The organism is Nocardiopsis sp. TNDT3 (assembly GCF_003427465.1).
GTDB classification, from domain to species: Bacteria; Actinomycetota; Actinomycetes; order Streptosporangiales; family Streptosporangiaceae; genus Nocardiopsis; species Nocardiopsis dassonvillei.
On sequence record NZ_QPFC01000879.1, the window covers coordinates 1 to 2,589 of the forward strand.

The following is a 2,589-nucleotide window of genomic DNA, read 5'->3' on the forward strand; positions in this document are numbered from 1 at the left end:
ACCAGGACCCGCGAGGAGGCGTTGCCCAGGGCGCTCCACAGCTCGACGCGGACGGAGCCGCCCTCCAGGTCGCCGAGGGACCCGTCGGCGCTCGCCGCGCCCCGGCCCTGCGTGTACTCCTCCCAGCCGTTCAGGTCGTTGGTGGCGAAGTAGCGGTAGGTCTCCGTGCGGTCGTCGGTGCCGTCGCCGTCCAGGTCGTAGACCACGCGGACCTGGACCGCGTTGCCGACCGCGTTACCCGAGTCCACGGGCAGCGAGAACGCGGTGGCGCCGCCGGTGTGGGTGCCGGTCAGGTCGTCGGCGCGCAGCACCACGCGGTCGCCCGGCGGCAGGCCGTCCTGGTTGCGTCCCCCCGCGGAGGCCACGGTGATCTCGCCGGCGGAGCCGTGCGGGGCGCTGGAGAGCGCGGAGGGGGTCAGGTGCAGGCCGCCGTCGCCGACGTTGCCCTCACCCGGGTCGCCCGGGTCGCCCGGGTCGCCGGGGTCACCGCCGCCGCCCTCGCCCGTGGTGGAGGCCAGCGAGCGGGGCTCCACCTCCAGTTCGACGCCGTCGGAGAAGGTGACCGTCAGCGGGGAGCCGGAGGGGTTGAAGGCGACGTGCGTGCGCTCCCCGCCGTCGGTGAAGACGGCGTAGTGCGCGGTGTCGGCGGTCACGGAGGTGTCCACGGTGCCGACCTCGGCGAGCGTCGAGACCCACTGGTAGGTGTGCGGCTTGGACTCGCCCGCCTCCGGTTCGTAGGTGCTCCACTGCTCCTCGAACATGCGCAGGGCGTCGTCGCCGTCGGAGAGGGCGCGGTGCTCCCAGTGGATGTCGCGCCAGATCTGCGGTTCGCGGCCCAGGCGGTCCACCAGCGACTCGTACATCGCCCCGGCGTGTTCGGGGTCGTGCCCCAGGTACAGCGAGCTCGCCGTGATGGGCAGGTAGTTGATGCCGTAGTGCTCCTCGTCGCCGCCGTCCCACCAGATGCGGTAGTCGCCGCCGTCGCCCCACACCATGCCGACGACGTCGTGTTCGAAGCCCTCGGGGAAGGTGTCGCCGCCGTGGTCCTGCCAGTAGCGGGTGATGGCGGAGGCCTGCGTGGTGTGCAGGTACACGCCCAGGTCGCGCAGCTCCTCGTCCCCGGTCAGGGCGCCGAACAGTGCGGTGGCGGCGGCGAAGTGCATGCCCTCGGAGGAGGACTCCTGGTTGTTCCCGGCGGCGAACCCCGCGTGCCCGGAGGCCCATCCGTGCCCCGCGTAGGGCGAGAAGGACCGCAGGCGCGGGAACATGTCGCTGTTCGGGTCGGTCTCGGCCACGTCGCGGATCAGCAGGCGGACCATGCCGCCCCAGGCGTCCTCGGCGGCCCAGGCGCTGTCGTAGCGGGCCACGACGGCCGCCGCGGAGACGAAGTAGCCGTAGTGGAAGTCGTGGTCGTTGACCTCGGTGGCGGAGCCGAAGCTGTCCGGGTAGCCGAGCATGGTGCCCCAGTCGGCCTCGTAGGCGAACTGGCGGGTCCCCCCGGCCGTGAACCAGTCCTCCAGACGGCCCCTGACCAGGTCCAGCAGCGCGTCGCGGCCCTCGATGTGGCCGATGGAGTCGGCGATGGGCACCAGCTGGGCCAGCCTGCCCAGCGCCTTGCCGTCCCAGTAGGTGTCGCCGGGCTCGGGGAAGTGCTCCTGCTCGGCCAGGACCTCGTCGATGAGCTGGCGCATGCGGTCGTGGTCGGCGCTTTCCACGGTCGGCAGGCTGGGCAGGATGCCCTGGGCGGCCAGCTCGGTGGTGAAGCTCGCGCCCTGCGCCACGCGCATCTCGCCCCGGGGGGAGGAGTAGGACAGGTCGGTGACGGGGGTGGAGGCCTCCTGCCAGTGGTGCGGGTAGAGGGCCATGAGCGTGCCCTCCCCACTTCCCTCGCGCGGCTCGGTCTCCACCCGATAGGTGCTGGTCAGGGTGGCGGCGGCCTCGTCGTAGTCGTACTCCACGCGGGAGCCGGTGACGAAGGAGTGGGCGTAGGGGGCGAAGGTGTCCAGGTCCTCGGGTGAGGGCAGGACCGCCACGGAGTAGTGGCCCTCGGCGCCGGTCGGGGCGGTGAAGGTGTCGCCTGAGCGCGTCCAGGGGGCGTCGGAGGGGGCGAACAGCGCGTAGTGGCGGCCGCCCACGCTGGCGCCGACCACGGAGCCCTCCTGGTGCCAGACCTCGGGGGTGCCGGAGAAGGTCACCTGGGCGTCGCCGCCCGCGGTGTCGGCGTAGGCGAAGGGCAGGCCCTGGCCGATGGTCACGCGCAGGGTCCGGCCGGAGCCCTCCCAGTGCGCGGTGACGGTCCAGTCGCCGTGGTCGGCGACCCGGGTGTCGGGGGAGGACAGGCCCTGGACCCCCAGGGACAGGTCGGCGGTGTGGGGGTGCTCGTACTTGAGGCCGTCGGCGACGAGCTGGGAGTCCCGCGGGTAGCCCATCTCCAGCCCGCCCTCGTGGGGGTGGAAGCTGGCGGGGTGGGCGAAGAGGTTCTCACCGTGGGGGTTGTCGGGGTAGCGCTGGAAGATCAGCGACGACCACCACTCGTTGGTGGGGGCGTGCCCCTCGAAGTCCTCGGTCACCTTGGGGTCGACCGGGGCG

The 2,589-nt window shown here is 72.8% G+C and carries 1 protein-coding gene; it reads right to left on the minus strand.

The genetic code is table 11. From position 1 onward, the window contains the following. Positions 1 to 2,589: glycosyl hydrolase (locus DQW06_RS21000; protein WP_232833107.1), on the minus strand; the 2,589-nt coding region annotated here is incomplete at both ends.